The organism is Micromonospora sp. KC606, assembly GCF_004348675.1.
Lineage (GTDB): Bacteria > Actinomycetota > Actinomycetes > Mycobacteriales > Micromonosporaceae > Micromonospora.
The window spans coordinates 1-2,990 of sequence record NZ_SMKN01000355.1; the positions used below are offsets into that span (position 1 = coordinate 1).

Below are 2,990 nucleotides of genomic sequence, written 5' to 3' on the forward strand. Positions count from 1 at the left end.
CATCGGCACGCGACCCGCCCCGCCCGGCACGCGACCCACCCGGCGGTACACCCGTGGTCAGGGTGTGGCAGCGCCACTGCCGGCAAGATCGTGAGATTGCGCCCGCGGAATTGTGGCGGACAGAGCTGCGCGCCGGCACTTTGCGTGTCGGCGCGCGTTGTTTCGGTGCTGCTATTCGGTTGTGCGGATCCCGAGAGATCAGGTCAGCGCCGGCTCGGCCAGGCGAAGGAGGCCGTCAGCCTCCGCAGCCGCCGCAGCGAGCCGATCGTTTTCGGCACGCAGACGCGTGATCTCGAACTCCAGTGCCTGAACCGTGGCACGCAGTCGGGTGACCTCGTCGAGCAGACGCCGGTCGGGCGCTGCACCTACGTGGCCGAAGAGGGCCTTCGCCATGCTGAACTCCTTGATATGCGCTGCCGGAATGGCCGGCCAACGCGCGCCCATGAACTGTTCGCGACTGCTTCTCCCGGCGAAATCCGGGCATGGCTGGGCGCGACTGGCGACACCTATATATTGAGCCGACAACCCCTGTTTCGTCAAGTTCCCGCAGGCCGTAGATCATCTCCACGTCTACCCTGTTCACTCACCGGGGGCCGCGAGGCTCGGACACGCTCTGTCCGGACTCCTTCACTCTACGCCGGGAAATGTGCCTAGGGTCACGACGTGAGGCTGCCTCTCTTAACTCTTCCTTAGCCAGGTTGCCGCTGTTCTGCCGCATCCGTAGCGTCACCCCGGCCCGCTACCGAACCCGTGGAGGCGACAGGCGTGTACGGCTGGACCGATCCCAACGAACCGGACGGCGCCCCCCGGCGACCGCAGCCATCGACCGACGGCGAACCGAGGTGGCTGACCGACCGCCCAGAGCCGCGCTCCGCGTACCTGTTCGGTGACGCCCCGGAGCAGCCCGCCGATCCGGCCGGACCGCCCGCCGGAGGCTGGCCGGCCGAACCCGTCGACCGGCCGTACGCCGAGCGCGACGACACCGCATCCCTGCCGCCGGTCGCCGCGACCTATCCGCCGGCCGCCGGCTGGCACCCGGAGCAGACCGCCCTGACCTCCCCGTACGAGCCGGCCGGCGGCCGGGCCGCCGAGGCCACCGACCCGGCCGGCCGGGTCGGTGGCGCCACCGCGCAGGCCGCCGCCGAAAGCCCGGACACCGGGCCCGCCGCCGAGGCGCAGGGACGGCACCGGCGGCGGTTGCCCCGTCCGCTGGTCATCGTAGGTGCCGCGGCGGCCGCAACGCTGGTGGTGAGCCTCGGCGTGGGCGCTCTGGTGCTGCCCGGCGAGGGCGGCCAGGCCAACCCGGCATCGTTTGCCGACACAGTGGCCGCCGCCCCGACGGTGGCCGAGATCACCCCGGCCATCGCCGGGTCACCGTCGCCGATCGCCAGCCCCTCCCCCGCCGTCTCGCCCACCGCCTCGCCCGCCAGCGCCAGCCCGAAGCCGACGCCGGCCAAGACGACCAAGCCGACGCCCTCGCCGGCGCGGACCACCGCCGCGTCCCGGCAGAACGGCGCCCGCAACGGCAACGCGCCGGCCGCGGGTGACAGCACCACGACCTCCCTGAGCGCCGCGGACAACAGCCAGGCTCAGGAGGTCGTCGACCTGGTCAACGCCGAACGGGCCAAGGCCGGCTGCGGGAAGCTGGCCGTCAACGACAAGCTCATGCTCGCCGCCCAGCGGCACAGCCAGGACCAGGCCGACCACCGCACCATGTCGCACACCGGCAGTGACGGCAGCAACGCCGGCACCCGGATCGACCGGGTCGGCTACCGCTGGCGCACCTACGGCGAGAACGTCGCCTGGAACCAGAAGACCCCGGCGGCGGTCATGGCCGCCTGGATGAACAGCTCCGGGCACCGGGCGAACATCCTCAACTGCGCCTTCACCGAGATCGGTGTCGGTGTGGCGAGCAGCAACGGGCCCTACTGGACCCAGGTCTTCGCCGCGCCCCGCTGAGCGGTCCTCCGAAGCGCGCCCCCGGTCACGACGCCAGCCGCGTCCCGGCCCGGGGCGCGCTCGTTTGACGGGCGAGGCGCGCCGTCTCAGGTGCCCGGCGCACCGGCGCGGGGCAGCACGGCGTCGCCGGGGACCCGGGAGCGGCCGATGCGGATCCGGCGGTCAGCACGACCCGGCGGACCGGCACGCCCGACGACGCCGGCCCGGGGGCCGTCGTGGCGGAGCACCGCCCACCGGGCGCTGCCGGCCGCCCTCGCGCTCACCCTGCTGACCCCGTTGTCCGCCTGCGGCACGGTGCCCCGCCCACCGCCCGCGCCGACCCCGTGGCCCGCCGGGTACGCCCACCGCTGGCAGTGGCAGTGGCAGCTCGACGGCCCGGTCGACACCACGGTGCCGGCGGACGTCTTCCTGCTCGACCCGGTGCGGGCCACCGCCGCCGAGACCACCGACCTGCGCCGGCGGGAACGACGGCTCATCTGCCAGGTGCACGTCGGCTCGTTCGCCGGCACCGATCCGGACGCCACCCGCTTCCCGGCAGCGGTCCGCGGCGCGCCGGCCGGCCGGCGCGGCAGCCGGTGGCTGGACGTCCGGCGGTGGGACGTGCTGCGGCCGGTGCTGGCCGACCGGTTCCGGCTCTGCCGGGGCAAGGGATTCGGCGCGGTGGCACTGGCCGACGCCGACGGGTACGCGCACCGCACCGGGTTCGACCTGGGCTTCGACGACCAACTCCGGTTCAACCGCCGACTGGCCACGCTGGCCCGTTCGCTGGAACTCTCCCCGGGGCTCATGAACGACGTGGCCCAGGTGGCGGCGCTGGCGCCCGACTTCGACTTCGCGGTCAACGAGGAGTGCGTGCGCCTGCGCCAGTGCGCCCGGCTGCTGCCCTTCGTGGACGCCAGCAAGCCGGTGTTCCACGTGGAGTACGCCGGCTCGCCCGCCACCTTCTGCGTGCAGACCCTGGGCTACGGCTTCGCCTCCATGCGCAAGAACCGCACCCTGGATCCCTGGCGCGCCCCCTGTCCGCCCCACCC

General features: G+C 73.6%; 3 protein-coding genes. 2 read left to right on the forward strand and 1 reads right to left on the reverse strand.

What is annotated here, in order from left to right; all coding sequences use genetic code 11:
• Positions 1–198: 198 nt before the first annotated feature.
• Positions 199–393: a hypothetical protein gene (locus tag E1193_RS30800; protein ID WP_132186639.1), complete on the reverse strand. Its 195-nt coding sequence runs from the start codon at positions 391–393 to the stop codon at positions 199–201.
• A 372-nt stretch (positions 394–765) separates the two neighbouring features.
• Here E1193_RS30800 and E1193_RS30805 point away from each other — a divergent pair, with 372 nt between their 5' ends.
• Together E1193_RS30805 and E1193_RS30810 are read left to right on the forward strand one after the other, a co-directional pair.
• Positions 766–1,959, forward strand: a complete 1,194-nt coding sequence (locus tag E1193_RS30805; RefSeq protein ID WP_132186640.1) for a CAP domain-containing protein — start codon at positions 766–768, stop codon at positions 1,957–1,959.
• A 147-nt stretch (positions 1,960–2,106) separates the two neighbouring features.
• On the forward strand, positions 2,107–2,990 hold an 884-nt coding region (locus E1193_RS30810), incomplete at its 3' end, for an endo alpha-1,4 polygalactosaminidase (protein ID WP_132186641.1).

Coding starts and splice junctions, on each gene's coding strand:
- E1193_RS30800 (WP_132186639.1), bottom strand. CDS start 393: ATGGCGAAGGCCCTCTTCGGCCACGTAGGTGCAGCGCCCGACCGGCGT.